This window comes from Methanobrevibacter sp. UBA188 (genome assembly GCF_905234905.1).
In the GTDB taxonomy this organism is placed as follows: Archaea; Methanobacteriota; Methanobacteria; order Methanobacteriales; family Methanobacteriaceae; genus Methanocatella.
Window position 1 is genome coordinate 1 of the sequence record NZ_CAJOJM010000108.1, and the last position, 2,063, is coordinate 2,063.

Annotated in this window: 4 protein-coding genes; all 4 read left to right on the top strand. The window is 32.1% G+C overall.

From position 1 onward, the window contains the following. Window positions 1–303 precede the first annotated feature (303 nt). Entirely contained in the window at window positions 304–639 is a 336-nt protein-coding gene (locus tag QZ143_RS09905) for a helix-turn-helix transcriptional regulator (RefSeq protein WP_292883797.1), read from the top strand. Continuing rightward, window positions 629–892, top strand: coding sequence for a hypothetical protein (locus tag QZ143_RS09910; RefSeq protein ID WP_292883800.1), 264 nt, complete (start codon window positions 629–631; stop codon window positions 890–892). The genes QZ143_RS09905 and QZ143_RS09910 overlap by 11 nt, the downstream gene beginning before the upstream one ends. Then, window positions 880–1,161, top strand: coding sequence for a hypothetical protein (locus QZ143_RS09915; RefSeq protein ID WP_292883803.1), 282 nt, complete (start codon window positions 880–882; stop codon window positions 1,159–1,161). The genes QZ143_RS09910 and QZ143_RS09915 overlap by 13 nt, the downstream gene beginning before the upstream one ends. 151 nt (window positions 1,162–1,312) lie before the next feature. Continuing rightward, window positions 1,313–1,996 carry a DUF4417 domain-containing protein gene (locus QZ143_RS09920; RefSeq protein ID WP_292883806.1) on the top strand — a complete coding sequence of 228 codons (684 nt, stop codon included), beginning with the start codon at window positions 1,313–1,315 and terminating at the stop codon, window positions 1,994–1,996. The last annotated feature ends 67 nt before the right edge of the window (window positions 1,997–2,063 follow it).

Here is a 2,063-nt window from a genome sequence, read left to right on the forward strand (position 1 = left end):
GAAAACCTTGTAAAATAAGGGATTGTGAGATTCAAAAGAGAAATTTACCCTCAATTTACCCTTTTTGCAGCAGATGATGATTGAGTGAAGAGTTCAGCACATGATGAAAAAGACTGATGAGGTCTTTTTTTTTGCACTTTTTTGATAGTTCAAAATGATAAAATTATCACTATGTAATTTTCATATATGCATCAATCACTGGAAAAAAAGATATTTAAATTATTAATCACAAAAAAAGTTGACAAAGTGACAATTTTGTTGCATTATTAATTTTGGAAACAATATATGTAAGGAGGAGAAAGAATGGCTAGATTAATGAATTGTCGTATTAAAGAGATTTTAAGCGAAAAAAATATTACACAAAAACAATTGTCTGAAATGACAGGAATAACAGAATCTGCTATTTCACACTATATGAATGGTGATAGGGTTCCAAGAGGTACAAACCTTTTAAAAATTGCAAGGGCACTTGGGACAACTGCTGATGATTTACTTAGCGGAGACAGGGAGATGGATAAGGAAAGTGATTTAGTATATGCAAAATCTCTTATTGCACGTAATGCGTCGCAAATGACAAAAGAGGAAAGAATGGAGTTTATTTCATTGTTAATTGACAAAGGAGGAAATGATGAGACTTAATGATGAAACATATGAATACATAAAGCAGGAAGTTGCAAATATGTTTGTTGAATATGATATTAAGGGAACTCCAATTAGTTCGTTTGAAGTGGCGATAAAAATTGGTCTTACGGTGATACCATACTCAGCACTTAATAGAAAGGCAAGAAGGAAAGCTATAAGTTATAGCGAAGATGGGTATTCATTAGAGACTAACAATGGAGAATGGATTATTTATTATAATGACATTGTCAGACAATTATGCATGAGGTAGGACACTATATTTTAGGTCATATAGCGGAAGGCGATGAAGAAGAGGCTGAAGCAAAATTTTTTGCAAAGTATGCACTTGCATCGCCAGCATTAATTCATAATATGAAAGAAGAAAAAACAGTAAAAAATGTTATGGAAAATTTTGCGATTGGTTATCAAGCAGCTAATTATGCTTTGGATTATTATAGAAAGTGGCTTCGATATAGAGCTATGGACTATGTAATATATGAGCGTCAAATACTAATTCAATTAGAAATTGACGTAGCCTAAAAAGAAAAGGAAGTGGTTAAATTGATTGTTCTTAAAAAGAAAAAACACATTGAATACTGTTGGAAGCAGTATACAGTGTGTTTATCCCAGATATGCTATATGCAATCTTATTCGTGTTTGATTATTATAGCATATCTGTTCCGTGAATTCAATGAAAATTTTTACCCTGCAAAGGCAGGAGAAAGGAGCATTTATGCTTAAAACAAATGTCAGAAAGTATGACAATTTTAAAATGTATTATTGGCACGGCGCTACATTAGTAGGTAAATACAAAATGCCACAATTAAAACCTACACAATCGATTCCACATGATGTTATAGGATATAATGAAAGAAGCGGGATTAAAAATCCCGAGAAACATTGGATTGATTTTTTTATTGATGATGCATTGTTTGAAAGTTTTTGGAACCATCCTGAAATGAGCTTTAATAATTTAAAGAGATTTGAAGGTATAATTACCACAGATTATTCAATGTATCCTGAATTGTTACCTGCACAAAATATATGGAATTGTACTAGAAATAGAGTAATGGCTTATTATTTGCAAAATAATGGATTTGATGCTATTCCTGTTGCTACTTGGTGCATGGAGGAAGATTTTGAGTGGTGTTTTGATGGATTACCGGAAATGAGTTCAATTGCAATTTCGTCAAATGGGTGTTTGTCAAGTAAAATTGCGGATAGGACACGGAAATCAAGTTTCTCCAAAAGAAAAATAAAATTATGTCATCCTGAGCGAAAGCGAAGGATCTTTGTCACAAAAGTATCACGAAGACAAAGATTCCTCGCTTTGCTCGGAATGACATTGAGCAATTTATTTTGTCGTTTACTATAAATTATGAAAAGAGGATATAAAAATGATCTATGCAGAACATCTCAGAAAAGAATTCAAAAAAATAGTT

Excerpts from the sequence above, each read along its gene's own strand:
- QZ143_RS09905 (WP_292883797.1), top strand. The coding sequence starts at position 304 with ATGGCTAGATTAATGAATTGTCGTATTAAAGAGATTTTAAGCGAAAAA.
- QZ143_RS09910 (WP_292883800.1), top strand. The coding sequence starts at position 629 with ATGAGACTTAATGATGAAACATATGAATACATAAAGCAGGAAGTTGCA.
- QZ143_RS09915 (WP_292883803.1), top strand. The coding sequence starts at position 880 with ATGCATGAGGTAGGACACTATATTTTAGGTCATATAGCGGAAGGCGAT.
- QZ143_RS09920 (WP_292883806.1), top strand. The coding sequence starts at position 1,313 with ATGAAAATTTTTACCCTGCAAAGGCAGGAGAAAGGAGCATTTATGCTT.